We start from the raw sequence: 25,355 nt of genomic DNA on the forward strand, positions 1-25,355 counted from the left end.
ATGCGGAGCGATTACTCGCCGGCTGCTTCGCGCGGGGCCTTCTCGCCGTCGCCGCCCTTGCCCTCGAGGTCTTCGCCGGTGGTCTGGTCGACCACCTTCATCGACAGCCGGGTCTTGCCGCGGTCGTCGAAGCCGAGCAGCTTGACCTTGACCTTGTCGCCTTCCTTGACGACGTCGGAGGTCTTCTGCACGCGCGCCGAAGCGAGCTGGCTGATGTGGACGAGACCGTCCTTGGAGCCGAAGAAGTTCACGAAGGCGCCGAACTCCATCACCTTGACGACGGTGCCGTCATAGATCTGGCCGACTTCCGGATCGGACGCGATCGACTTGATCCACTTGATCGCGGCCTTCATCGCTTCGCCGTCGCTGGAAGCGACCTTCACGGTGCCGTCGTCCTCGATGTTGACCTTGGCGCCGGTCTTCTCGACGATCTCGCGGATCACCTTGCCGCCGGTGCCGATCACTTCGCGGATCTTGTCGGTGGCGATCTTGAAGGTCTCGATGCGCGGCGCGTATTCGCCGAGCTCGGCGCGGGCGTTGGTGAGCGCCTTGGCCATTTCGCCGAGGATGTGGATACGCCCATCCTTGGCCTGACCGAGCGCGACCTTCATGATCTCCTCGGTGATGCCCTCGATCTTGATGTCCATCTGGAGCGAGGTGATGCCCGCTTCCGTGCCGGCCACCTTGAAGTCCATGTCGCCGAGATGATCTTCGTCACCGAGGATGTCCGAGAGCACCGCGAAGCGCTTGTCTTCGAGGATCAGGCCCATCGCGATACCAGCGGTCGGCCGCTTCAACGGCACGCCGGCATCCATCAGCGCGAGCGAAGCGCCGCAGACCGAAGCCATCGAGGACGAACCGTTCGACTCGGTGATCTCCGACACCACGCGCGTGGTGTAGGGGAACTCGTGATGCGGCGGCAGCACCGGGTGGATCGCGCGCCAGGCCAGCTTGCCGTGGCCGATCTCGCGGCGCTTGGTACCGCCGAGGCGACCGGTCTCACCGACCGAGTAGGGAGGGAAGTTGTAGTGCAGCAGGAACGTCTCTTTGTACGTTCCGGACAGCGCGTCGATATACTGCTCGTCCTCGCCGGTGCCGAGCGTCGTCACGACCAGCGCCTGGGTCTCACCGCGGGTGAACAGCGCCGAGCCGTGGGCGCGGGGCAGCACGCCGACTTCGGCGATGATGTTGCGCACGGTCTTGCTATCGCGGCCGTCGATGCGCTTGCCGGTGTCGAGGATGTTCCAGCGAACGATCTTCGCTTCCAGCTCCTTGAACACGCCGCCGATGCGCAGCTTGTCGTATTTCGGCTCCTGGCCCTCAGGGAAGTAGTGAGCGATCACCTTTTCCTTGACCTTGCCGACCGCGGCGTAGCGATCCTGCTTGACCGGAATGGCGTAGGCGGCGCGCAGCTCCTGCTCGACGAGGCCGAGCATTTCCTTCTCGAGCGCCGAATTGTCGATCACCGTGACTTCGCGCGGCTCCTTGGCGGCCTTCTCGGCGAGCTCGATGATGGCGTTGATCACCGGCTGGAAGTGGCGGTGACCGAACATCACGGCGCCGAGCATGATGTCCTCGTTGAGCTCCTTGGCTTCCGATTCCACCATCAGCACGGCGTCGGCCGTGCCGGCGACGACGAGGTCGAGCTGGGTATCGACCATCTCGTCGAGCGTCGGGTTGAGAATGAACTCGTCATTGGCGAAGCCGACACGCGCTGCGCCGATCGGGCCCTTGAAGGGCGCGCCGGACAGGGTCAGCGCGGCCGATGAGGCCACCAGCGCCACGATATCGGGATCGTTCTCCATGTCGTGCGACAGCACGGTGACGATCACCTGGGTCTCGTTGCGCCAGCCGTCGACGAACAGCGGACGGATCGGACGGTCGATCAGGCGGGAGACCAGCGTCTCCTTCTCGGTCGGACGACCCTCGCGCTTGAAATAGCCGCCGGGAATGCGGCCGGCTGCGTAGGTCTTCTCCTGGTAGTCGACCGTCAGCGGCAGGAAGTCGACGCCTTCGCGCGGCGCCTTCGCCGCGACGACGGTGGCGAGCACCACGGTCTCGCCATAGGTGGCGACGACGGCGCCGTCGGCCTGACGCGCGATCTTGCCGGTTTCAAGCTTGAGAGGGCGTCCACCCCAGTCGATCTCGACTGAATGCTTATTGAACATAGATGTCTTCTTTCATGGGTTCTCGAAAGAAGGACGGCCCGAAAAACAAAAACCATGCGCAAGATTGCGGGACGTTGATCGAAGCGGGCGATCAGCGTCCTGCGATCCTGCCATGGTTTTCGGATTTCGGATGGCGTCCATCCTTTCGGGTCATACGGGCGCCTTGCCCGTTGTGCCCAGCCGCCGGATTGCTGCTGGACTGTCAGTCGGCACGAACGCGAACACCGGATTGCGGTCCTCGCCCATCGTGCCCGGGTGCTAGCCGTCAACGGCTCGCACCCGACGCGCACGCAGCCTCGATCAAAAACCTTTAAACAAACGCTTTCGCTCGAAACCGCGCACGAAAACGCGCGCCAGTGGCGCGCGCAGGAACACTTAACGACGAATGTTGTGCTTCTCGAGCAGCGCCTTGTAACGCGCCTCGTCCCTCTTCTTGAGGTAGTCGAGCAGCGAGCGGCGGGTCGAAACCAGCTTCAAGAGGCCGCGACGCGAATGGTTGTCCTTCACGTGGGTCTTGAAATGGTTGGTGAGGTTGTTGATGCGTTCCGACAGGATCGCGACCTGAACCTCCGGCGAGCCGGTGTCGCCGGCCTTGTTGGCATTCGTCTTGATGACTTCCGCTTTGCGTTCTGCGGCAATCGACATCGTCAATTTCTCTCGTTGCGACCGGTGCTGGCAGTCAGACCGGTCAGGTTGAACACACGCTTGGGGATGATTTCGCCGTTGCCGACTTCAGCAAGCGCCAATAGACGGCCTGCCACCGTGACATAGACTGTGCCGCTACTAGTGGGCGCATCCCGTCCGCGCAATAAAACGGCCTGGCCCCGATGGAGCCTTGCCGCATCAGCCCGAGTGACGGCCAGTGCCGGGATGTCGTCCAGCGCGGTCTCAACGGGCATAAGCGCGTCGGCGAGGCTGCCCTCGCCGGACGCGGCTCTATCGCATAAAGCCTCCAACTGATCCAGCGGAATCATGTCGTTCTCGTCAAATGGGCCGACCAGGGTCCGCCGCAGCGCGCAGATATGGCCGAAAGTGCCGAGAATCCGGCCCATATCGCGGGCCAGCGCCCGGACATAGGTGCCCTTGCCGCACTCCGCCTCGAACACCGCCCGGTCGCTATCTGGTTGATCCACAAGGGTTAAATGGTGAATTTCGACCGGACGAGGGGCCAGTTCCACGACCTCGCCGTCGCGGGCCAGGTCATAGGCGCGCTCGCCCTGGACCTTGATCGCGGAATAGCGCGGCGGGATCTGCTCGATCACCCCCGTGAAGCGGGGCAGCAGGGCCTGGATGGCCTCCCGGGTCGGGCGCTGGTCGGAGGTCGCGGTGACCCGGCCCTCGATATCATCGGTGTCGCGCTCCTCGCCCCAGCACACGGTGAACTGGTAGCGCTTGCGGCCGTCCATCACGAAGGGAACCGTCTTGGTGGCCTCGCCGAGCGCGATCGGCAGGCCGCCGGAGGCGAGCGGGTCGAGCGTGCCGGCGTGTCCCGCGCGCTTGGCGTTGAACAGGCGCTTGAGCACGGCGACGGCTTGCGTCGAGGTCATGCCGATCGGCTTATCGAGCACGACCCAGCCATGGACGTCGCGGCGGTCGCGGCGCGGCTGGTTGCCCTTCTGCTTGTTGGCGCGGGGATCGTTGTTGACGCGGCGCGGCTCCTGATGCGGCTGGGAATCGCCGCCGAGATCCGCAAAATTATTTTTCTGCACGTCGCGCTGATCGGTCTCTTCGCCGCCGATCGTGCCGTGAGCCGGGTCCATCGTCATCGCTCTTCTTCCCGATCCGAATCCGGATCCTGTTCCAGGTCCTTCTGCACCGCAGGTGTTCGCAAAAGCTTCTCGATCCGTTCCGCTTCGTCGAATCGTTCGTCGACGCGGAAACGAAGGTCAGGTGCAAATTTCAGGTTAACGCGCCGCGCGACTTCGCCGCGCAGGAATTTCTTGTTGCGCTCGAGCGCAGCGATGATGACCTCGGTGTCGCGGCCACCGAGCGGCATCACGTAAACCGTCGCGAGCTTCAGGTCGGGCGACATCCGAACCTCCGGCACGGTGATGATGTGACCTTCGAGGTCCGCATCATGCACATTGCCTTGCGCCAGAATCTCGGCCATCGCGTGGCGAACCTGCTCGCCGACACGCAACTGGCGTTGCGAGCCGCCCGGCGCGGAACTTTTCTTCTGATGGTGGCGGGGCATGGTTGAAAATCACCTCGTCGTGCCCGCGTTTGGGACACGAGCATTGTCATTTGTCCTGTTGAAACGAATGCGGCGCGGATGGCCGGAATAAATCCGGCCATCGCACTCCCGCAATTTCAGCTCAAAAAGATCCGGGCGCTTCGGTAAGATTTGGACTTACAGGGAGCGCTGGATCGTCTCCACGCGATAACACTCGATCACGTCACCGGCACGCATGTCGTGGTAGTTCTCGAAGGCCATGCCGCATTCCTGACCGGACTGCACTTCCTTCACTTCGTCCTTGAAGCGCTTCAGCGTCGACAGCTTGCCTTCGTGCACGACGACGTTGTCGCGAATCAGGCGCACATTGGCGCCGCGTTCCACGGTGCCGTCGGTGACGCGGCAGCCGGCGACCTTGCCGACCTTGGAGATGTTGAAGATCTCCAGGATCGCGGCATTGCCCAGCATGGTTTCGCGCAGGGTCGGCGCGAGCAGGCCGCTCATCGCCTTCTTCACGTCGTCCACGAGGTCGTAGATGATGTTGTAGTAGCGGATCTCGATGCCGTTGCGCTTGGCGGCCGCAGCCGCCTCCTTGTTGGCACGAACCGAGAAGCCGATGATCGCGGCGTTGAAGCCTTCCGCGAGCGTCACGTCCGATTCCGAGATGCCGCCGACGCCGGCATGGAGGATGCGGGCTGCGACTTCGTCGGTGCCGAGCTTCTCCAGCGAGCCGAGGATCGCTTCGAGCGAGCCCTGCACGTCGGCCTTGATGATCAGCGGGAATTCCTTGCGGCCCGCCGTCTTCAATTGCGACATCATCTGCTCGAGCGAGCCGCGCATGCCGGAGATCGAGGCAGCCGCGTTCTCGCGCTTCTGGTGCGCGCGATAGCTGGTGACCTGGCGGGCGCGGGCTTCGTTCTCGACCACCGCGAGACGATCGCCGGCCTCCGGCGGACCGTTGAAGCCGAGCACCTCGACCGGAACCGAAGGACCGGCCTCATGCACCGTCTCGCCCTGATCCGAGATCAGCGCGCGGACGCGGCCCATCTCGGCGCCGGCGACAATGATGTCACCGACACGAAGCGTGCCGCGCTGGACCAGCACGGTCGCGACCGGGCCACGGCCGCGATCGAGCTTGGCTTCGATCACGGTGCCTTCGGCCGGACGCTCCGAATTGGTCTTGAGGTCGAGGATGTCGGCCTGGAGCGCGATCATCTCGAGCAGCTTGTCGAGATTGGTCTTGTTCTTGGCTGACACTTCGACGTCGACGACTTCGCCGCCGAAGGATTCGACCTGCACCTCGTGCTGGAGCAGCTCGGTGCGCACGCGCTCGGGCTTCGCATCGGGCTTGTCGATCTTGTTGATGGCAACGATGATCGGCACCCGCGCCGCCTTGGCGTGGTTGATGGCTTCGATCGTCTGCGGCATGACGCCGTCATCGGCAGCAACCACCAGCACGACGATGTCGGTCACCTTGGCGCCGCGGGCGCGCATCGCGGTGAACGCGGCGTGGCCGGGCGTGTCGATGAAGGTGATCTTCTTGCCGCTTTCGGGCGACAGCACCTGATAGGCGCCGATATGCTGGGTGATGCCGCCGGCTTCGCCGGAGACGACGTTGGCATGGCGGAGCGCGTCGAGCAGCGAGGTCTTGCCGTGGTCGACGTGACCCATCACGGTCACGACGGGCGAACGCGTCTCGGTGTCGGTGGAATCGTCGGTGGCGTCGAACAGGCCTTCTTCAACGTCGGACGCGGCAACGCGCTTGACGGTGTGACCAAGCTCTTCGGCGATCAGCTGCGCAGTGTCGGCGTCGATCACGTCGGTGATCTTGTGAATCGCGCCCTGCTTCATCAGCATGCGGATGATTTCCACCGCGCGCTCGGCCATGCGGTTGGCGAGCTCCTGGATGGTGATCGCTTCCGGAATGACCACCTCGCGGATGAGCTTTTCCTTCGGCTCGTTCGCGGCATGGCCCTTCAGGCGCTGAGTGCGGCGGCGGAATGAGGCGATCGAGCGCTCGCGCACGTCGTCGGCATTGAATGCGGTCACGACCGTCAGGCGACCGCGCTCCTTCTGCGGGCCGGGTTTGTGGGTGGGCTTGGGGGCTACCACAGGACGCGCGGCGCCGCCGGGACCGCGACGGATCTGGCGCGGACCATCGTCCTCGTCCGGTCCGGCTGCGACCGCGGGAGCGCGACCCAACGGGCCGCCTCCCGGCCTCGCCGTGGTCGTTCCAGGGCGCGCGGTGGTTGTTCCCGGGCGTGCCGTGGTCGTGGTGGTGCCGGGGCGTGCTGCGGGCGCGCCAGGACGTGGCGTGGGAGCGGCCGGGGCGGCAGTTGCAGGGCGCGCGGCTGACGCCGGCTGTTCGCCTTCGCCAAAACGCTTCTTGGCCTCGGTTTCGGCCTTGCGCTTGGCTTCCTCTTCGTGGCGGTGGCGCTCATCCTCGGCCTTGCGGCGGGCCTCGGCGGCTTCGCGCTCGACGCGTTCGGCGGCTTCGCGGACAGCGCGGCGCTGGGCTTCGTCTTCGGCCTGGCGGCGCTCTTCGACTTCGCGCACCTTGGCGTCGGCCAGCGCGCTGGCGCGGGCGGAACGTTCGTCCTCGGTCAGCGTGCGCAGCACCACGCCGGAGCCGGCGTTGCGCGGCGGAGCCGGGCGTGCCGGAGCGGGAGCAGGCGCGGCCGGCGCCGGCTTTGCAACAACCGCGGGAGCTTGCGGTTCGGGGCTGCCGTCGACGCGGCGCTTGCCGCGCTTCTCGACCACGACCTGCTTGCTGCGGCCATGGCTGAAGCTCTGACGCACAGTGCCCGTTTCGACGCGCGGCTTGAGCGATAGCGTCTTGCTCGGAACGCTCAGCTTCTTGTCGTCAGGGGTCTTGGTATCAACCATTCAGCAGTCCTAATCCTGATCTTTGTTAACGTTGTGCGTTGCCGCACCGTCCTATTGGGTCGTCGTTGTCTCTCAGAAATCCTGGCCGGGCTTTTCGGCAGTCTTGTCATCGTCCGCCATCCGGTATCGGACCAGCATCTGGCTACGTGACAGGAATGACTTGCTCGCCGGGCCCGCGAGCAGGGCAGCATGTATCACATTTGACCGGGTAAGTGCCAAATCCAATTCTATCGATTTCAACGCAGTGACGACGGGAATCTGCGGCTTGGCGCCGCGATTCCCGCCATTTTGACGTGCCAGCATGTCCAATTTGCGGATTCCGTCCGCGGCCCCGTCGCTGGCATGGATCAGGACCTCGGCCGTGCCTTCCCGCAGGGCGCTTTCGACCTTGCCGAAGCCGGCCACAATCTGGCCCGCCTTGGCGGCAATCCCAAGGGCTTCCGTCACGCTCCGAACCAGGAGCGCCTCGATGTCGGCGGGAAGCGTCTGGGGAGTGCGCAGCTCGCGCTTGAAGGCTTTGCTAAATTGGTGACGCCGCACGGCTTCCGCAACCACCTCGCGCGAGGCGGTGACCCACATGCCGCGTCCGGGCAGCTTGCGCTTGAGATCGGGAACTATGTCGCCTTGCGGCGAAATGACGAAGCGGATCAGCTCGTCGATCGGCCGGACCTCGCGACTGACCGCGCACATCCGCATGGTCGCGGACCTTTCGGTCCGCGGTCCATGGTCGAGATCGTGGTCAGTATCTGCGAGCATCCGGGCGACATTCTCCTTCGTCCTTAAGCCGGCTGATCTTCGGTCGCCTCGGCCTCTTCGGCGGGCTTCGCGAGATCGGCTTCGGTGATCCAGCCGGCCTTGACGCGGGCCTGCATGATCATGGCTTCAGCATCGTCACGGGAGATCTCGATACCGTCGAGCGCACCCGGATATTTGGTCTGCTCGCCGCCTTCCTTGCGCTCGGTCCAGCCGACCAGATCGTCAGTGGCGCAGCCGGCGAGGTCCTCGACGGTCTTGATGTCGTTCTCGCCGAACTTGACCAGCATCTTGGAGGTGACGCCCGGCACGTCCTTGACGGCGTCCTCGACACCAAGCTCCTTGCGCTTGGCCTCGATCTCGGCCTCCTGCTGCTCGAGATATTCGCGGGCACGGTTCTGGAGTTCCTGCGCGGTCTCCTCGTCGAAGCCTTCGATGCCGGCGAGTTCCTTGAGGTCCACCATCGCGAGTTCCTCGACCGAGGTGAAGCCTTCGGACGCCAGCAGCTGGCCGACCACCTCGTCGACGTTGAGCGATTCCATGAAGACGCGGGTGGAGTTCTCGAAGTCGGCCTGGCGGCGCTCCGATTCCTCCTGCTCGGTCAGGATGTCGATGTCCCAGCCGGTGAGCTGCGAGGCCAGACGCACGTTCTGGCCGCGGCGGCCGATCGCCAGCGAGAGCTGGTTGTTGGTGTCGGGCACGACGACCTCGATGCGCTCGCGGTCTTCGTCGATGACGACCTTGGAGACTTCCGCCGGCGCCAGCGCGTTGACCACGAAGGTCGCGATGTCGGGCGACCACGGGATGATGTCGATCTTCTCGCCCTGCAGCTCGTTCACCACCGCCTGCACGCGCGAGCCGCGCATGCCGACGCAGGCGCCGACGGGATCGACCGAGGAATCGCGGGAAATCACGCCGATTTTCGCGCGCGAGCCGGGATCGCGGGCCACCGCCTTGATCTCGACGATGCCGTCATAGATCTCAGGCACTTCCTGCGCGAACAGCTTCGCCATGAACTGCGGATGGGTGCGGGAGAGGAAGATCTGCGGGCCGCGGGTCTCGCGGCGGACGTCGAAGATGTAGGCGCGGACGCGGTCGCCGTTGCGGAACACTTCGCGCGGCAGCATCTCGTCGCGTCGGATGATGGCTTCACCGCGGCCGAGGTCGACGATCACGCTGCCATATTCGACGCGCTTGACGACGCCGTTGACGATGTCGCCGATGCGGTCCTTGAATTCCTGATATTGCCGGTCGCGCTCGGCCTCGCGCACCTTCTGCACGATCACCTGCTTGGCCGATTGCGCGGCGATGCGGCCATATTCCAGCGGCGGCAGCGTATCGGCGATGGTGTCACCGACCTGGGCGCCGGGATTGGCGCGCTGCGCATCCACCAGGGAGATCTGGTTGGAATGATTTTCGACCTTCTCGACCACCAGCATGTGGCGCGACAGCCGCAGCTCGCCCTTCTTCGGGTCGATCTCGGCATGAACGTCAGTCTCGCTGCCGTAACGTGCCCGCGCCGCCTTGGCGATGGCGTCTTCCATCGCCGCGATGACGATGCCGCGGTCGATCGATTTCTCGCGCGCGACGGCATCGGCGATCTGGAGCAATTCAAGTCGATTGGCGCTGACTGCCATGGCTAGTCTCCTTCGTCAGGCTCGATCTCGCCCCGCCGCGCGCGTTCGGCGGCCAGGCGGTGCTTCTTCGTATTGGTCGGTGCCGGCTTCTTTTTTTGCGGCTTGGTGTTCTTGGTGATCTTCGCACTGATTTCCGCGTGCGGTGCAGCCGGCGGCTCGATGCCGAGATCGCGGCGCATCTGGCGCTCCTCGGCCTTGCCGCGGCGCATGGATTCCGCGATCAGCTCGTCGGTCAGCACCAAGCGTGCCTCACCGATGTCTTCCATCGTCAGGAGAACGTCGGGATTATCGTTCGCCTTGGCGTCGTCGCGATGCAGGTGCACGCGGTCGCCTTCGACGGCACCAAGCATGCCACGGAACCGCTTCCGCCCCTCATGGGCGACCGCCATGTCGATCTTCACCAGATAGCCGGAATAGCGCTCGAAATCCGAGCGGCGCACCAGCGGACGGTCGATCCCCGGCGAGGAGATTTCCAGCCGATAAGCGCGGTCGATGGGGTCGGCGACGTCGAGCACGGGCGACAGCGCCCGCGAGATCGCTTCGCAATCCTCGAGCTGCATCGAGCCGTCCGGCCGCTCGGCCATGATCTGCACGGTGCAGCCGGCCTCGCCGGAGATGCGGATCCGCACCAGGCGGTAGCCCATGCCCTCGAGCACCGGACCTGCGACCGCGGACACACGTGCCGCCACGCCCGGCTCGACCACGAGCCTCGGCTCGGCCAGCAACTCGGCATCCGTGGAACCAGTGTTCGGTTCGGTCATATCAGGGGTCAAGGCGCTCGATGGTTAAGGCTTGGTTAAGACTTGAACAGGTTAGGATTTGCAGAGCCTGTTTCGGAACTCTTTATCCCGGCAGCTCGCCGGGCCGCATATCTTCCACCAAGCCGCGCTCAGGTAATAAAAAAGAGCGGGTCCTTTCGGGCCCACTCTCACTACGCGGATCGTATGAGAAGATGAATTGGCGCTGATATAGCCCTTTCCGTCCTCCCGGACAAGGCCCATCGCGGGAAAGACGAGGCTTTTTGCGCCCGGCCTGTGGCCCCCCCGCGCAACGCTTCCTTCATCTAGGAGGCCTAAATTCCCTGATTGTGGGGCGGCTTGGACCAAGGGCGCACCCGCGGCGTGCCCTGTACGAGTTGCGTTTTCATGACCGCTGCCACGTCGCTCATTCCCGGACTGGACGAGATCGTCAAACGCGGCGACCCCCGGCGTCGCGGTGAGATCGCGCGCGCCATCGCCCAATTGTTCTTCCAGGACGCCGAGAAGCTCCGTCCCGATCTCGTCGATCTCTTCGACAATCTGCTGATCGATCTCGTTCCGCATGCCGAGCTTGCCTCGCGCGTCGACCTCGCCGAGCGCTTCTCGCGCCTGAACAATGCGCCGCCGCATCTGGTGAGCCAGCTCGCGCGCGAAAACGAGATCATGGTGGCGGGTCCCGTGCTACGCCGCTCGCCGGTGCTCGACGACGCCGCTCTCATCGAGATCGCGCGGCTGAAGGGCCAGGGCCATCTGCTGGCGATGACCGAGCGCCCCGCGCTGTCGGCTGCCATCACCGACGTGCTGGTCGAGCGCGGCGATCGCGACGTGGTGCGTCGCGCCGCGGGCAATGCCGGCGCGGCGTTCTCGCAAGGCAGCTATTCCGAGCTGATCAAGCGTGCGTCGCAGGACGGCGTGCTGACGCTCAAGATCGGCCAGCGCAACGATCTCTCGGGCGAGCACCTGAAACAGCTGCTCGACGGCACGCTCGACGTCATCCGCCGCCGCCTCTCGAGCGTGGTCAATCCTGTGCGCCAGGTCGAGATCAAGCGCGCCATGGCGGCGATCGAGGAGGCCGCGCTGCCGCCGGGGCCGCGGCGCGATTTCTCGGATGCACAGCGCACGGTGCTGACCTTGCATCGCGAGGGTCATCTCGGCGAGAGCGCGCTGCTCGGCTTCGCCAAGGCGCTCAAATACGAGGAATCGATCGCCTCGCTCGCGGCGATGTCCGGTGTCCGCCTCTCGATCCTCGATCGCCTGGTCGCGGGCGACCGCTACGATCCGATTCTCATTCTGGGGCGCGTGCTCAATCTCGGCTGGCCCACGGTGCGCGCGCTGATCCTGATGTGGTACGGCCCGCATCGCACGCCGGCCGATGCCGATCTCGAGCAGGCGCGCGTGAACTTCACGCGCCTGATGCCGTCAACGGCCGAGCGCGTCGTGAAATTCTGGCGCAACCGTCAGACGATTTAATCAAAGTACGGATCTTCGTCGTCATGGCCGGGCTTGTCCCGGCCATCCACGTTCTTGCTGCCTACAGAAGGAAAGTACGTGGATGCCCGGGACAAGCCTGGGCATGACGATTATCGATGGACCGCGCGAAGAATCTATGCGCGCCTGAACCGCAGATACGTCGTCTTGCGCCCTTCGCGCGTGGCCTTCCGGCCGTAGCGCGTCATGGTGTAGCCGTCCCATGGTTGACGGAAATCGTCGGCACGCTCCGCAAGCCAGACGAAATCCGTCGACCGCGACAGATGCATCAGCGTCCACGCGCAGTAATCGTCGATGTCGCACACGAAACGGAATTCGCCACCCGCCTTCAGCACACGTGCCATCGCGGCGATGGTGCGGTCCTGGACGAAGCGCCGCTTCCAGTGCCGCCGCTTCGGCCAGGGATCGGGATGGATCAGGTCGATCCGCGACAGCGATGCCTGCGGCAGCCAGGCCAGCAGCTCGGCCGCATCGCCCGCGAACAGGCGGATGTTGCCGATGTTGGCGGCCTCGATCTGCGCGAGGATCTTTGCCATGCCGTTGACATAGGGCTCGCAGCCAATGAAGCCGGTCGTGGCGAAGTTCTGGGCCTCGGCCGCAAGATGCTCGCCGCCGCCGAAGCCGATCTCGAGCCGCACATCGTCGACCGCGGGATCGAAGATCTCGTTGGCATTCGCCGGCTTCTCGCCCTCGATGTCGAGTGAAAGATGCGGCAGCAGATGATCGATCAGCTCGGCCTGGTGCTGCCTGAGCTTGTGGCCCTTGCGGCGACCGAAGAAGGCGCGCTCGCTGTCATCGCGATCGGGATCTGATTTTCGTTCGCTCATCGCAGCGTCTGGTACAGGCGATGGAGCAGCCGCGCACGGGGTTCGAGCGACGAGAGGTAGATCTGCTCATAATGGGTGTGTGCGCCCTTGCCGTCGACGCCGAGTCCATCGAGCGTTGCGGTGTGGGCGGCGGTGAAATTGCCATCCGAGCCGCCGCCGGTGTGGGTGTCGATCAGCTCGAAGCCGATCTCGGTGGCAAGCGACTTCGCATGCTCGTACAGCGAGGCGCCTGCATTGCTCTTCTCGTAGGGCGGACGGTTGAGTCCGCCCGTGACCTTGACCGTGACGCCATCCGTCTTCGACGTCAGCCCGAGGATCTTGCCGACGAACTCCTCCGCGTCGGCAAAGCTCGGCACGCGCAGGTCGACTTCGGCATAGGCCTCCTCCGGCGTGACGTTGGGACGCGTGCCGCCGCGTGCCACGCCGACATTCACCGTGACGCCGCGTGCCAGATCGTTCATCGCTTCCAGCGCCAGGATGACGTTGGCAAGCTCGCGGATCGCGCTGCGGCCATCCTGGGGCCGCGTGCCGGCATGTGCGGGCACACCCTTGATGAATACTTCGAATCGTCCGACGCCCTTGCGCCCGGTGACGATCTTGCCGCCGTCGCGCGCGGGCTCCGTCACCAGCACGTATTTGGCCTTGCGCCCTTCCGCCTCGATCAGCGCGCGCGAGGTCGGGCTGCCGATCTCCTCGTCGGAGGTGAACAAATGGGTGATGCCGAGCGGCGAGCGATCGCCGGCGGCGCAGAGCGCGCGAAAGGCGTGATGGGCGATATAGGCGCCGCCCTTCATGTCGTAGATGCCGGGACCGAACGCGCTGTCGCCCTCGACCTTGAACGGCAGGCGCTCGATGAATCCCATGGGATGAACGGTATCGAGGTGGCTCAGCACCAAAATGCCCGGCCGGTCCTGGCCCCAGGTCGAGCGTGCAGCGAGATGATCGCCGCAGCCATCGACGCCGGCGACGCGCTCGAGCGTAACCGGCAGATCGCGGTATTGCTCCGCGACCACGGAGATCAGCTTGTTGACCTGTTCAGGTGTGTCCGTCGGCGTCTCGATCTCCACCCAGCGGCGGATGCCATCGAGAATAGTTTGTGAATCGAACCAATTGGACTTGGTCATGAACGCATCTGTGCCTTTGAACCGCATCATCGAAGAGGGCGCGCACCAAAAACGCGCCCGCAAATGACGACATAGGCCAGATTTGACGCAGTCTCAAATCGGATTGAGCCGTCGCGTCAGCGTTTGTCGGGACCTTCGCGGGCGGCGATCTGCTCGACGAGATCGACGATCGAGCGGCGCATCTTCGAATCAGTGATTCGGGTGAACGCCTTGGTCAGAGCGAGACCTTCGGAGGTCGCGAGGAAGTCCGACACATACGACGGCGAGGCGCCTTCGGCGAAGCCGTCCGGGCCAGCTACGCCGCTCGGTCCGCCCTCGAACAGGAACGACACCGGCACCTGCAGAATCTCGGCGATCTGCTGGATGCGGCTTGCGCCGACGCGATTCGTGCCCTTCTCGTACTTCTGGATCTGCTGGAAAGTCAGGCCCAAAGCTTCACCGAGCTTTTCCTGGCTCATGCCCAACATGATGCGGCGCATACGCACGCGGCTGCCGACATATTTGTCAACAGGGTTGGGCGCTTTCGACATTTCCTCAGCCTCCAAACATCACCTTCGGCGCAATCACAAGAATGCCTCCGGTGCCAGCAGCGTCAAAATCAAACCCTGTTATTGGGAAACATTGCGGAGAAATTTAGCAACGCCCACTGTCTTTTGCAGCCGGTGCAGAATGAGGAGGGCGCGTGCAGTCTGTCAACCGTGGGACTACGGTTGTCAAAGGATTCCGGTCGCGGCGGCCGCGAGGCGTGATCAGGGGTGCCGTTTGGCAACACGTCGGCGGACCGCCAGAAACACGGCCAGCGCAACGAGCATGGCTGCGGGCACGTCGCCCACCCGCGCATAGACGGTCGGCGGAATTGCGGCGGGCAGGTTTGCATCCAAAATGCCTTCGACGCCGAGGCCGAGGCTGGCAACGGTTCGTCCCACCGGATCGATCACCGCTGACACGCCGGTATTGGCGGACCGGACCAGCGGCAATCCGAGCTCGATCGCGCGCATCCGGGCCTGCTCGAGATGCTGATAGGGACCGGTCGATATGCCGAACCAGCCGTCATTGGTGAGATTCACGATCCAGCCCGGACGCTCATTGCGGCCGGCGACCTCGCCTGGAAAAATTGCTTCGTAACAGATCAGCGGCAGCGCGGGCGGCGCGCCGGGCACCGATAGCGCATGTCGCACGCTGCCCGGAATGAATCCGCCGCGCACGCGCGTGAGTTGCTCGAAGCCGAGCTTCTCCATCAAGTCCTGGTAGGGCAGGAATTCGCCGAACGGCACGAGGTGCAGCTTGTCGTAGACCGAGAGCACGCTGCCGTCGTGATCGATCACGTAGATCGAGTTATAGGCGCGCGTGATCGGCGTGCCCCGCGGCAGGTCGGGGGCGCGGACCGAGCCGGTGATCAGCACCGTGCCCTTCGGCAGCAATTCGGCGATCTGCGCCATCGCGTCGGCTTCGCGGGTCAGGAAGAACGGAAAGGCGGATTCCGGCCAGATCAGGATGGTGGCATCGCGCACGCCAGTGGATTGCGGCCCCGAGGCGCGGTCCGACAGCGCAAGGTATTTCTTCATTACCTCCGCCTTGGCGGCGTAGTTGAATTTCGCATCCTGCTGGAGGTCCGGCTGCATCAGGCGCAGCTTCGCGCCCACGACCATCGTGGTCGGATGCAGCGACAGGCGGATCGCGCCGAAGACGCTCATGACAATCAGAAGTGCAATCGCAGCCGCCGGCGCGCGCCATGCCGGGCGGCGATCGGGCGTACGGTCGATCAGCGCCGCCGGGCTTGCGAAGATCGCGACGCTAAGGAACGTCATGCCCCACAGGCCGATCAGCGACGCCGTCTGCGCCAGCGGCAGCGGCTCTGACAGGGCATAGCCGAACGCGTTCCAGGGGAAGCCGGTCAATGCGTGACCACGCAGCCATTCGGCGATGGTGAGACTTGCGGCGAGCGCGAGGATGCGCGTGGCATCCTTGGTCCAGAGCAGGCGGGCCAGCGCGAATCCGATCGCGGTGAAGATGGAGAGATAGGCCGGCAGGCCAAGCACGGCGAACGGCGTCAGCCACGCGAACACATCGGCGTCGACGAAGAAGGCGTAGCCGATCCAGTAGAGGCCGGGGACGAAATAGCCGAGCCCGAACCAATAGCCCGTCAGTGCCGCGGCGGGGACGCCGCGATATCGTCCGGCGCCCGCGCCGTCGATCAGCCAGACCAGCACCGGGAAGGTGATGAACAGCACCGGAAAGACATTGAATGGCGCCAGCGCCAGCACCGACAGCGCACCGCATCCCATCGCGATGAGCGCACGCTTCCATCCCCAGGCGAGGATGATAGCAAGCGCAATCTGCCGAAACCGCTGGAACAGGCTCACTGCGAACCGGTCCCGTCGCTTGGCGGCGGGACGGGCGTGTCGCTGGAAGGCGGTTGACCGCTCTCCGGCGTGGCCTCGCGGCGGCGGCTCTCGCGCTGGGTACGCGGCGCGGGGCGCTCCTTCCGTGTCGAGATGCGCAACCGCTTGACGCGGCGCGGATCGGCATCGAGCACCTCGATCTCGTAATTGCCGGGGCCGGAGATCACCTCGCCGCGCACCGGCAGACGCCCGACGAAGCTGACGAGATAGCCGCCGAGCGTCTCGACTTCCTCACCCGCCTCGCCGGTGACGAAATCCTCGCCGATCACCGTGCGGACGTCGTCGAGGCTGGCGCGGGCGTCTGCAATGAAGGCGTTGTCGGGCAGGCGCACGATCGAGGGCGGCTCGTCGCTGTCGTGCTCGTCGTCGATCTCGCCGACGATCTGCTCGACGATGTCCTCGAGCGAAACCAGCCCGTCGCTGCCGCCATATTCGTCGACCACCAGCGCCAGATGAATGCGCGTGGCCTGCATCTGCGCCAGCAGGTCGATCGCCCGCATCGACGGCGGCACGTAGAGCAGCTTGCGGATGATGCGCGCATCCTGCAGCGGTAACGCCAGGTCGACCGTACGCAGGTCGAGGCCGGCCGGCAGCGGCTTCTTGCGCTTGGTTTTCGTGGCCTCGGACACGCGTGCGCGCGCGGTCATGAAGGCGAGCAGATCGCGGATGTGGACGATGCCGATGGGGTCGTCCAGCGTCTCGTTGTAGACGACGAGGCGCGAATGGCCGGCGCTCTCGAAGCGGTCCATCAATTCGCCGAGCGGGATGTCGCGCTTCACCGCGATGATGTCGGCACGATGCACCATGACGTCGGCGATGCGGCGCTCGTGCAGGCCGAGGATGTTGCGCAACATGGTGCGCTCGACGGTCGAGAAGCCGGTGTCGTCCGGCGTCGTGGCATCGAGCACGACCTGGAGATCGTCGCGCACCGATCCCGCCTTCCAGCCGAACAGGGTGCGAATGGCACGCAGCAGCCAGCCTTCCGCGGTCGGCCGCATCACCTCGCCTGATGTCACCACGACCGGCAAATTGGCGGTATTGCGCGGATTGTCGTGAATAGGGTCGGAATCGGGCATCTCAATGCGTCCCCGGGCGGTCTGCATAGGGATCGGGTATGCCGAGATGAGACAGGATCTCTCGTTCGAGCGCTTCCATCTCCTCCGCGTCGCCATCGTTCTCGTGGTCGTAGCCGACCAGGTGCAGGAAACCATGCACGGCGAGATGGCTCAAATGATGATCGAACGGCTTCTGTTCCTCGTCCGCCTCGCGCCGCATGGTCTCGTAGGCGATCGCGATGTCGCCGAGCATACGCGGCGCATCGCCTTCCTTCCACTCGCCCTCCGGCTGGAGCGCGGGGAACGACAGCACGTTGGTCGGCTTGTCGATGCCGCGCCAGTTGCTGTTGAGCGTGCGGATGCCGGCATCATCGGTCAGCATCACGGCCACTTCGGCGTCGGCAACGTCCTCGTCGACACTTTCGGCGGCGGCCGCCACCGCACGCTGGATCACCGCTTCGGAATCGGGCTCGCGCTGCCAGCAATCGGCAACGACGAGGACCTCGGTCATGGGAAGGTTTGGATGTGACATCTTGTCTGTTCGGAACCAAAGGACGCCCTGTCCGCGCCCGTATGGTCCGGTTGTTGTCTCGTCAGGATTTACCGGTGGCCGGCCGCTGCGGCTGCCCCTCATAGGCAGAGACGATTCGTGCCACGAGCTCGTGGCGGATCACGTCCTCGGCTTTGAAATGAACTTGTGCAATACCTTCGACGCCGCCCAGCAGGCGCGTCGCTTCCGCAAGGCCCGAAGTCTGGCCGTTCGGCAGGTCGATCTGCGAGGGATCGCCGGTCACGATCATGCGGCTGTTCTCGCCGAGACGGGTCAAGAACATCTTCATCTGCATCGACGTGGTGTTCTGCGCCTCGTCCAGGATGATCGCAGCGTTGGTCAGCGTGCGGCCGCGCATGAAGGCGAGCGGCGCGATCTCGATCTCGCCGGTCTGGAGCGCCCGCTCGACGATGCGCGCGTCCATGAGATCGTAAAGCGCGTCGTAGATCGGACGGAGATACGGATCGACCTTCTCGCGGAGATCGCCGGGCAAAAAGCCGAGCCGCTCGCCGGCCTCGACCGCCGGACGCGACAGGATGATCTTGTCGACTTCCTTGCGCTCGAACAGCTGCGCGGCATGCGCGACCGCGAGCCAGGTCTTGCCGGTGCCGGCGGGGCCGATGCCGAACACCAGCTCGTGGCGCTTCAGCGCGCGGATGTAGGAATCCTGCGCGGCAGTGCGTGCGCGCACCGGGCGCTTGCGCAAATTGATGCTGTCGAAGGTGGATTTGGCCGATTTGGCGTCGAATTCGAACAGCGAGCCCTGTGCGATCACGGCGCGGATCGCGCCTTCGACTTCGCCCTGGTCGAGATCCTGCCCCTTCACGGCCTGCGCGTAGAGTGTCTCCAGCACGCGGCGCGCGGCGTCGCAGCCGTCGCGCGTGCCGCCGATGGTGATGTGGTTGCCCTTGGAGTCGACCACGACGCCGAGCCGCCGCTCGATCTGGGCGAGATGCTGGCCGTAGGGGCCGACCAACGCGGATGCGGCGCGGTTGTCGTCGAAGTCGATGACGACCTGGGTCTCGGGCGGAACTTGCATGTCGCGGTCAAATTTGCGGCTGGGAGCGAACGAAGACGAATCCGATGCGCTTTTTGGCAAGGGTTCAGGCTCCAATGGCTTGCGATAAAGCGGGCTCGCGCGCGTTACGCGGCGTCACGAGCTCACCGAGGAAACTATAGCGTTCGAGGCTGTCGATCCGGACCGGCAGGATTTGTCCGATGATGTCGGGCGAGGCCATCACATGCGCAGGCTGGAGGAAGGCAGTGCGGCCGACGATCTGGCCCTCCTTGCGGGCCGGACGCTCGAACAGCACATCGACCGTTGAGCCAATCGCGGCCTTGTTGAAGGCCGATTGCTGGCTGTCGATCAGTTCCTGGAGCCGCTCCAATCGCTGGTCCATCTCGGCGGGGGACACCGTCTCCTGCATATCCGCGGCCGGCGTTCCCGGCCGGGCGGAGTATTTGAACGAATATGCGGCAGCGTAGCCGATTTGCGTGACAAGCGCGAGGGTGGCGAGAAAATCTTGCTCGCTTTCACCGGGGAAGCCCACGATAAAATCTGATGAAAAAGCAATGTCTTGGCGCGCGGACCGGAAACGGTCGATGACACGCCGATAATCATCGGCGGTATGTTTCCGGTTCATGGCGGCAAGAATCCGGTCCGAACCCGACTGCACCGGCAGGTGCACGAACGGCATCAGCTCGCCGAGATCGCGATGGGCTGCAATCAAACTGTCATCGACATCGCGGGGATGGCTGGTCGAATAGCGCAGCCGCGCGATGCCGGGAATCTTCGCCAGATGTTCGAGCAATCGGCCGAGCGGCCAGCTTGTCCCGTCCGGTCCCTCGCCATGATAGGCGTTGACGTTCTGCCCGATCAGCGTGAGCTCCCGGACGCCGTTGTCAGTCAGCCGCTTCACGTCATCGACGATCTTCGCCACGGGACGCGAGACTTCGGCGCCGCGCGTATAGGGCACCACGCAGAAGGTGCAGAATTTGTCGCAGCCCTCCTGCACCGTGACGAAAGCGGAAATGCCGCGCGCGCGGATTGCATCGGGTTTTGGCTGGGCCAGGAAGCCGAACTTGTCAGCCGCGGGAAATTCGGTCTCGATCGCGCGGCCTTCGTCGCGCGCTCGCTTCAACAACTCCGGAAGGTGATGATAGCTCTGCGGGCCGACCACGACGTCCACCACCGGCGCGCGGCGCGTGATCTCAGCACCCTCGGCCTGCGCCACGCAGCCCGCCACCGCGATCTGCATCGCCCGGCCCCCGCGCGCGGCCTCGTCCTTGGCAACCCGCAGCCGGCCAAGCTCGGAATAGACCTTTTCGGAGGCCTTCTCGCGGATATGGCAGGTGTTGAGGATGACGAGGTCGGCATCCTCCGCGTTGGCCGTCTCCACGAATCCTTCCGGAGCCAGCGTGTCCACCATGCGCTGGGCATCGTAGACGTTCATCTGGCAGCCATATGATTTGATGTGCAGCTTGCGCGGCGGCGTCATGGAACCCGGAATTGAGGTGGAGGACGCCCCTCAGATATAGGCTGGAGGGGCGAAAATCCAGCGAATGGAGCCCTCAACGGGATTCCGGGCGCTCCCAAAGGGGAGACAGGTCCCAAAACCCCTCGAATCGGGCCCGCCTGGCGTGGATCCAGCACTACACGCGAGGGGCGGCGAGCCATTCCCGAAAAAACTCTTCCTGCGCGTCGACCGAGGCCGGGGTCACATCAGGCCCGGTGTCGAAGATTTCGACGAGGTCGGCCATGCGCGCATGGACACCTTTCTTCATCCGGTATGCCTTCAGCCCGGCTCCCATGTCCCTCGCCATTGCGGACGGATACACATTGAGGCTGGCGCCGTAGCAGAATGGGATAAGCCCTTCACGCTCGAGCTGACGGCGGATCAAGCACAGGGCCTCGAAGAAATCGGGGGCTTCAGCTTCGATCATCTTTCCGCGATAGGTGCAGGTCAGCTTGCAGACGACAGGATCAATTTCGTACTCGGTGATTACTGCCCTTTCGTCGTTACTGCCGCCGATCAGAGCGATGTTGTGTTGCTCGTCCATGGTCCCGACACGCTCTTTACGACCGAAGCTCGGCCATACCGACGTTTCGCTGGACCAACTCCGGCAACTGATGCATGTCGGCAAAGGTCAGGTCGGCCCCGGCCTTGCGCAGGGTCTCGGCATGGCCGTCCCCGCAATGGCTGCCCCCATGGAAGCCGAACACGGTCATGCCGGCCGCTCGCGCCCCGGCGATGCCGGCCAGGCTGTCCTCGATCACGACGCAGCGCTCGGGCGCCACGCCCATTTCCTTGGCCGCGAACAGGAACAGGTCCGGTGCCGGCTTGCCGTTCTTGACCTGCGAGGCCGAGAAGATGTTCGGCGCGAGGCGCTCATAGAGGCCCGTGCTTCCCAGGCTCACCTGCATGCGCTGATGCGAGCCGCTCGAGGCGACGCAGACGGCCTGCGTGACGACATCGAGCACATCGTGGATGCCGCGGATCGCTTCGAGGTCGGCTTCGAACGAGCGGAACAGCTCGTCCTGCAGATCGCTGTGATAGGCCTCGGGCAATTTGCGACCGAGCTCGGTCTCGATCTCCAGATTGGCCTGCCGCGTCGAGCGACCGAGGAAGCGCGCGAATACCTGCTCCGAGGTGATGGAATAGCCGTGCCGCGTGAGTACATCGGCATGGGCGCGACAGGAGATCACCTCGCTGTCCACGAGCACGCCGTCGCAATCGAAGATGATGAGATCTATAGGCACGAGGGCATGATCCGGAAAAGTGTGAAGCGGTTTTCCGACAAGATCATGCCCACTCAAGACGTCGGCTTGTCGTCGTCGAGCGGGACGCAATAGAGCTCGAGCCGATGGTCGACCAGCTTGTAGCCGAGCTTGCGGGCGATCTCCGCCTGCAGCTTCTCGATCTCCTCGGAGGTGAACTCGATCACCTTGCCGTCGCGCAGATTGATGAGGTGGTCGTGATGGCTGTCGCGCATCGTCTCGTAGCGCGCGCGGCCCTCGCGGAAATCATGGCGCTCGATGATGCCGGCATCCTCGAACAGCTTGACGGTGCGATACACGGTCGAGATCGAGATCTTGTCGTCGACGGCGACGCAGCGCCGGTACAGTTCCTCGACGTCGGGATGGTCGACCGATTCCGCCAGCACGCGGGCGATGACGCGGCGCTGCTCGGTCATGCGCATGCCGGTGGCGGCGCAGCGTGCCTCGATGCCGGTCGCCTTGGAGGCGGATGAAGGTTTAAGTCCAGTCATAGTGTGTCTGCCTGACGGGGGCGCTTTCTGCCATCAATGTTACGACAAGTCACGTCGCATCAGAAGTGCGTTCAATTGTTCCCCGTTGGGCTGCTTATAGTAGCGTTCGCGGCGCCCGACCACCATGAATCCGGCCCGATCGTAGAGCCGCCGCGCCGGCTGGTTATTTTCCTCGACCTCGAGAAATATTGTGCGCACGCCGCGCCCGGCGAGGTGGCCGAGATGCGTCATCAGCAACGTGCCGGACAGCCCGCGGCCGCGGTGTGCCTGGTCGACCGCGATGGAGAGGATTTCCGCTTCGTCCGCGCCGATCCGCGACACCGCAAATCCGATGGTCTTGCGGCCGAGCCGCAACCGGTGCACGAGCGTGTTGCGCTCGCCGATCATGCCTTCGAACTCGCCTTCGCCCCAGCCGCGGGCAAAGGATTGTCCGTGCAACTGCGCCAGCCGCGCGGCGTCGCGCGTGGAGGCCGGCTCGACGGCGGCCGTGCCGCCGCGCCACCATTCCGAAAGCCATCTCATCATGAGGTTGCGGCTTGTGCTGCGAACGGTGGCTGTGCGGCCGGCTTTGCGTCGGGCGCCTTCAGATAGAACGGCCGCGCCGGCGTGGTTTCGGGATTGGCCGCGGCGCCGAGCCAGGCGACCCAGCCGATGTCGGGTGCGGGCTGGGCGTCGATCGCAACGGGTTGCGGACCATCCTTCGGCCAGCGCTCGGCGAGGATCTTTGCGGCATTGCCGACCAGATGCGGCGCACCGAATTGCGAGGCCGCAATCGCCGCGTCAATTGGCACGACGCTCGGCCGCACCAGCGGGCTACCGTCGCCGGCTACGATCTGGAAGTAGACGTGATCGTGCCGCGCATCGATCGCCGAGATCACCGGCGCCGTTCCGCTCTGGCCGACGACGGTGGCGGCATAGGCCGAAAGCGTCGTCAGCCCGACGGCGGGCCGCTTCGCCGCAAGCGCAAGGCCGCGCGCCGCCGAAATGCCGACCCTCAGGCCCGTGAAGCTTCCGGGGCCGACGGTGACGGCGATGCGGTCGAGCGAGGTGAAGGCAAGATCGGCCGATTGCATCACGCGCGCAATCATCGGCATCAGCGCTTCGGCGTGGCCGCGCTTCATCAGAAGCGATTCCTCCGCAAGCAGCTGGCCGGCGTCGGTGTCGAGAACGGCGGCCGCGCACGCCTCCAGCGCGGTATCGATGGCAAGGATCAGCATCGAATCAGCTTAGTCGGTCGAGCCGCGGTCGAACCAGTCCAAGTTTGATTTCTCGACAGGCGCACGATCGGCCCCGTAATTCTACGTGGACGCGAAGGCGACAAAATTTTCGCTCCCCATTTTCGATGCGGATGCATCAATTTGCAACCTTAGAGATAGCTAAGTGATTGAAATGTTGTCATTTTAAGTAATCATTAGCAAACCAATGACACCGTCAACGGGCGGGAGAGCGAGTCAACGACGACTCAGACGGGGCGCTTTGGCAGATCAAGCCGCGCCTGTTCGGTCATTTGGAAGGGTTCATTTATGTCTTTTTGGCGAAGCGGTTCTTCGGCTAGGGAGGCTTTGGCTCAGGTCATTGCACTCGGCAAGTCGCAGGCGGTCATCGAATTCAATCTCGACGGCACCATTATCACGGCCAACCAGAATTTCCTGGACGCGATGGGCTACCGGCTCGACGAGATCGCCGGCAAGCACCACAGCATGTTCGTGATGCCGGAGGAGCGGGGCAGCGCGGCCTATCGCGAGTTCTGGGCGCAGCTCGGCCGCGGCGAATATCAATCAGCCGAATACAAGCGGCTCGGCAAGGGCGGCCGCGAGATCTGGATCCAGGCGTCCTATAATCCGATCATCGACGAAGCCGGCAAACCGGTGAAGGTCGTCAAGTTCGCGACCGACATCACCGCGCGCAAGATCCGCAGCCTCGAAGATGCCGGCAAGATTTCCGCGATCGGCCGCGCCCAGGCGGTGATCGAGTTCAATTTCGACGGCACCATCATCACAGCCAACGAGAATTTTTTGGTCACGGTGGGCTATCGGCTCGACGAGATCCAGGGGCAGCATCACAGCATATTCGTGGGGGCAGGTGAGCGCGATAGCGCAGCCTATCGCGAATTCTGGGCGAAGCTCGGCCGCGGCGAATTCCAGTCCGGCGAGTACAAGCGCTTCGGCAAGGGCGGCAAGGAGGTCTGGATTCTCGCTTCCTACAATCCGATCCTCGATGAGACCGGCAAGCCGTTCAAGGTGGTGAAGTTCGCCACCGACATCAGCGCGCAGAAGCTGTCGAATGCGAATTTCGCCGGCCAGATCGAGGCGATCGGCAAGTCGCAGGCCGTGATCGAGTTCAGCATGGACGGCAAGGTTTTGACAGCCAACGAAAACTTCCTCGGCGCGCTCGGCTATACGCTGTCCGAGATCGTCGGCAAGCATCACAGCATGTTCGTGGGCACTGACGAGCGCGACAGCGAAGCCTATCGGGCCTTCTGGGCCAGGCTGAACGCCGGTGAATTCCAGTCCGGCGAATATCAGCGAATCGGCAAGGGCGGCCGGCAGGTCTGGATTCAGGCCTCCTACAACCCGATCCGCGACCTCAACGGCAATCCGTTCAAGGTCGTGAAATACGCCTCCGACACCACCGCCCAGGTGATCGCGCGCAAGCGCAGCGAGAAGGTGCGCGACATGATGGAATCGGTCGCCGCCGGCGCCGAGGAGCTCAACGCCTCGGTGCGCGAGATTGCCGAAGCCATGACGCGCTCGCGCGAGACCGCATCGACCGCGGTCGATCGGGTCGAGGCGGCGGACCATCAGGCGCAGCGGCTGACTCAGGCGGCAGAGTCGATGAGCATGATCGTGCAGCTGATCGGCAGCATCACCGGTCAGATCAATCTGCTGGCGCTGAACGCCACCATCGAATCCGCGCGCGCCGGCGAGGCCGGTCGCGGCTTTGCCGTGGTGGCATCTGAAGTGAAGAACCTCGCCAATCAGGCCAAGCAGGCCGCCGACCGGATCGAGCAGGAGATCGGCAATCTGAACGGCATCTCGGTCGACGTGGTCGCCGCGCTGGGGGCGATCCGGGGCGCGATCGAGGGCGTCAGCGAATATGTGTCGTCAACGGCCGCCGCCGTCGAGGAGCAGAGCACCGTCACCAGCGAAATGTCGGCGAGCATGCGCAAGGCCGCGGAAGAGGCGGCGAGCATCGGCCAGGCGGCGTAGGAGAGATCTCGTAGGGTGGGCAACGCGAAGCGTGCCCACCTCTTCTTTTCGCGATG

The 25,355-nt window shown here is 64.4% G+C and carries 23 protein-coding genes; 2 read left to right on the plus strand and 21 right to left on the minus strand.

Annotated elements, in window-relative coordinates; genetic code table 11:
• Positions 1–11: 11 nt before the first annotated feature.
• From pnp to rimP, 8 genes are all read right to left on the minus strand, one after another.
• Positions 12–2,168, minus strand: coding sequence for a polyribonucleotide nucleotidyltransferase (gene pnp, locus AB7535_RS37035; RefSeq protein ID WP_208083725.1), 2,157 nt, complete (start codon positions 2,166–2,168; stop codon positions 12–14).
• Between the two features lie 375 nt (positions 2,169–2,543).
• Positions 2,544–2,813, minus strand: coding sequence for a 30S ribosomal protein S15 (gene rpsO / locus AB7535_RS37040; RefSeq protein WP_008131787.1), 270 nt, complete (start codon positions 2,811–2,813; stop codon positions 2,544–2,546).
• A 2-nt stretch (positions 2,814–2,815) separates the two neighbouring features.
• Positions 2,816–3,934, minus strand: a complete 1,119-nt coding sequence (truB, locus tag AB7535_RS37045; RefSeq protein ID WP_354113249.1) for a tRNA pseudouridine(55) synthase TruB — start codon at positions 3,932–3,934, stop codon at positions 2,816–2,818.
• Positions 3,931–4,362, minus strand: coding sequence for a 30S ribosome-binding factor RbfA (rbfA, locus tag AB7535_RS37050; RefSeq protein ID WP_028150575.1), 432 nt, complete (start codon positions 4,360–4,362; stop codon positions 3,931–3,933). Before rbfA ends, truB begins: the two co-directional genes overlap by 4 nt.
• A 156-nt stretch (positions 4,363–4,518) precedes the next feature.
• Positions 4,519–7,227 (minus strand): translation initiation factor IF-2, encoded by a 2,709-nt coding sequence (infB, locus tag AB7535_RS37055; RefSeq protein ID WP_063980139.1) that lies wholly within the window; start codon positions 7,225–7,227, stop codon positions 4,519–4,521.
• A gap of 72 nt (positions 7,228–7,299) precedes the next feature.
• The gene (locus tag AB7535_RS37060) at positions 7,300–7,983 is read right to left on the minus strand and encodes an RNA-binding protein (RefSeq protein WP_071908928.1); all 684 of its coding nucleotides are present in this window, start codon (positions 7,981–7,983) and stop codon (positions 7,300–7,302) included.
• 23 nt (positions 7,984–8,006) lie between these two features.
• A complete protein-coding gene (nusA, locus tag AB7535_RS37065) occupies positions 8,007–9,617 on the minus strand; it encodes a transcription termination factor NusA (RefSeq protein ID WP_085405048.1) in 1,611 nt (536 codons plus the stop codon).
• Positions 9,618–9,619: 2 nt separating this feature from the next.
• Positions 9,620–10,378: a ribosome maturation factor RimP gene (rimP, locus tag AB7535_RS37070; protein WP_354177250.1), complete on the minus strand. Its 759-nt coding sequence runs from the start codon at positions 10,376–10,378 to the stop codon at positions 9,620–9,622.
• Between the two features lie 384 nt (positions 10,379–10,762).
• Here rimP and AB7535_RS37075 point away from each other — a divergent pair, with 384 nt between their 5' ends.
• A complete protein-coding gene (locus AB7535_RS37075; protein WP_354113251.1) occupies positions 10,763–11,845 on the plus strand; it encodes a DUF2336 domain-containing protein in 1,083 nt (360 codons plus the stop codon).
• Between the two features lie 134 nt (positions 11,846–11,979).
• On the opposite strand, the gene trmB is transcribed toward AB7535_RS37075, so the two are convergent.
• The 13 genes from trmB to tsaB form a co-directional block, all read right to left on the minus strand.
• Positions 11,980–12,690: a tRNA (guanosine(46)-N7)-methyltransferase TrmB gene (gene trmB, locus AB7535_RS37080; protein WP_354113252.1), complete on the minus strand. Its 711-nt coding sequence runs from the start codon at positions 12,688–12,690 to the stop codon at positions 11,980–11,982.
• On the minus strand, positions 12,687–13,844 hold the full coding sequence (locus AB7535_RS37085) for a M20 family metallopeptidase (RefSeq protein ID WP_063980134.1): 1,158 nt from the start codon (positions 13,842–13,844) through the stop codon (positions 12,687–12,689). Before AB7535_RS37085 ends, trmB begins: the two co-directional genes overlap by 4 nt.
• Before the next feature lie 86 nt (positions 13,845–13,930).
• Positions 13,931–14,344 carry a helix-turn-helix domain-containing protein gene (locus AB7535_RS37090; RefSeq protein ID WP_008131807.1) on the minus strand — a complete coding sequence of 138 codons (414 nt, stop codon included), beginning with the start codon at positions 14,342–14,344 and terminating at the stop codon, positions 13,931–13,933.
• 219 nt (positions 14,345–14,563) lie between these two features.
• Positions 14,564–16,177, minus strand: coding sequence for an apolipoprotein N-acyltransferase (gene lnt, locus AB7535_RS37095; protein ID WP_354113253.1), 1,614 nt, complete (start codon positions 16,175–16,177; stop codon positions 14,564–14,566).
• Entirely contained in the window at positions 16,174–17,292 is a 1,119-nt protein-coding gene (locus AB7535_RS37100) for a hemolysin family protein (protein WP_085405052.1), read from the minus strand. Before AB7535_RS37100 ends, lnt begins: the two co-directional genes overlap by 4 nt.
• 1 nt (position 17,293) lies before the next feature.
• The gene (gene ybeY, locus AB7535_RS37105; RefSeq protein ID WP_223153827.1) at positions 17,294–17,782 is read right to left on the minus strand and encodes an rRNA maturation RNase YbeY; all 489 of its coding nucleotides are present in this window, start codon (positions 17,780–17,782) and stop codon (positions 17,294–17,296) included.
• A gap of 82 nt (positions 17,783–17,864) precedes the next feature.
• Positions 17,865–18,860: a PhoH family protein gene (locus AB7535_RS37110; RefSeq protein WP_071908935.1), complete on the minus strand. Its 996-nt coding sequence runs from the start codon at positions 18,858–18,860 to the stop codon at positions 17,865–17,867.
• 64 nt (positions 18,861–18,924) lie between these two features.
• Positions 18,925–20,319 (minus strand): tRNA (N6-isopentenyl adenosine(37)-C2)-methylthiotransferase MiaB, encoded by a 1,395-nt coding sequence (gene miaB, locus AB7535_RS37115; protein ID WP_063980130.1) that lies wholly within the window; start codon positions 20,317–20,319, stop codon positions 18,925–18,927.
• Between the two features lie 154 nt (positions 20,320–20,473).
• Positions 20,474–20,881: a hypothetical protein gene (locus tag AB7535_RS37120; protein WP_354113254.1), complete on the minus strand. Its 408-nt coding sequence runs from the start codon at positions 20,879–20,881 to the stop codon at positions 20,474–20,476.
• A gap of 16 nt (positions 20,882–20,897) precedes the next feature.
• Positions 20,898–21,581 (minus strand): HAD family hydrolase, encoded by a 684-nt coding sequence (locus AB7535_RS37125; RefSeq protein ID WP_063980128.1) that lies wholly within the window; start codon positions 21,579–21,581, stop codon positions 20,898–20,900.
• Positions 21,582–21,634: 53 nt separating this feature from the next.
• Positions 21,635–22,090 carry a Fur family transcriptional regulator gene (locus tag AB7535_RS37130; RefSeq protein WP_028150589.1) on the minus strand — a complete coding sequence of 152 codons (456 nt, stop codon included), beginning with the start codon at positions 22,088–22,090 and terminating at the stop codon, positions 21,635–21,637.
• A gap of 39 nt (positions 22,091–22,129) precedes the next feature.
• Positions 22,130–22,615 (minus strand): ribosomal protein S18-alanine N-acetyltransferase, encoded by a 486-nt coding sequence (gene rimI, locus AB7535_RS37135; protein ID WP_063980127.1) that lies wholly within the window; start codon positions 22,613–22,615, stop codon positions 22,130–22,132.
• Entirely contained in the window at positions 22,612–23,307 is a 696-nt protein-coding gene (gene tsaB, locus AB7535_RS37140; protein WP_354113255.1) for a tRNA (adenosine(37)-N6)-threonylcarbamoyltransferase complex dimerization subunit type 1 TsaB, read from the minus strand. Before tsaB ends, rimI begins: the two co-directional genes overlap by 4 nt.
• A gap of 306 nt (positions 23,308–23,613) precedes the next feature.
• On the opposite strand from tsaB, the gene AB7535_RS37145 reads away from it, so the two are divergent.
• Entirely contained in the window at positions 23,614–25,299 is a 1,686-nt protein-coding gene (locus AB7535_RS37145; RefSeq protein WP_354113256.1) for a methyl-accepting chemotaxis protein, read from the plus strand.
• Positions 25,300–25,355 lie beyond the last annotated feature (56 nt).

Source organism: Bradyrhizobium sp. 956_D2_N1_4 (genome assembly GCF_052076025.1).
GTDB lineage: Bacteria > Pseudomonadota > Alphaproteobacteria > Rhizobiales > Xanthobacteraceae > Bradyrhizobium > Bradyrhizobium barranii.